We start from the raw sequence: 1,049 nt of genomic DNA on the forward strand, positions 1-1,049 counted from the left end.
TTTTTTGTTTTTTTAAATCTCTCAATATCATCTTTTCGATATGGATACATATTTCGCAAATCAGTAAAATTAAAACCAAAATAAAACTTTAAAGCACCTCTATATGCCTTTTCATTCTTTCCTCGCAGTTTGTCCAATATAATATCATATGCATCATATGCATTAAATTGACGTTTCTCCCATTTTTCAGGACTTTGTGTTAAACTGGACGGAAGGTACCGGTATTCATATAACACATCCGGTATCAAGATAATTCGATCCATTTTTTCAAGCACTTCAATAATCCACAATTTGTCTTCGTATGTATAAACTCTATCTGTAAATTTTACAATGTTTCCATATTCTCTTCTTATTTTTTCTGCATTCCATATTTTATTCCATGGATACCCTCCACCACACAAAAAATTATCCGATGCTATTTGAAATGCCATTTCAGAAGCATCCAATGTTATATCCTTATTTGTCACTTGATGATCCGTTATTTCTCCTTCGGCTGTAAAATCTTTCCATCCAAACACAATACAATCAGCTTCCGACTTTTGTATTTTTTTTAAGGCTATTTCCCATGCATTTGAAACTAATCTATCATCCGAATCAATAAATGTTAAATATTTTCCTTGAACTTGAGCTAATCCAGTATTTCTTGCCGCACTAACTCCTGAGTTTTTTTGATGAATTACTTTTACCCGTTCATCTCTCAGCCTATATTCATCACATATCTCTCCGCAATTATCTGGTGATCCATCTTCTACCAAAATTAATTCAAAATCTTTTAAAGTCTGTCCCAGTACACTTTCAATCGAACTTCTTAAAAAGGGTTCTGGTGTCTTATATATTGGCATAATAGCACTAATAAGGGGTTGATTTTCTTTCATCTTAATTTGTCAACTTTCCATCTTTTGTGAATCGATTATCCTTTTTCTTTTTATACGACGCTAAAATTGAATATCCCCAAAAATGTGTCTTTCTCAAAATATCCAATTCTTTAAAATGAATTTGATTGTAATAAAACGGTGCTTTTTCTATTGTAATAAAACGGTGCTTTTTCT

General features: G+C 31.6%; 1 protein-coding gene. It reads right to left on the reverse strand.

Features of this window, described 5'->3' with window-relative positions:
- A partial coding sequence (locus DWX76_RS13725; protein ID WP_147353875.1) for a glycosyltransferase family 2 protein occupies window positions 1–875 on the reverse strand: 875 nt, incomplete at its 3' end.
- Window positions 876–1,049: the final 174 nt, after the last annotated feature.

It is taken from the genome of Clostridium sp. AF21-20LB (genome assembly GCF_003478795.1).
Lineage (GTDB): Bacteria > Bacillota > Clostridia > Lachnospirales > Lachnospiraceae > Otoolea > Otoolea fessa.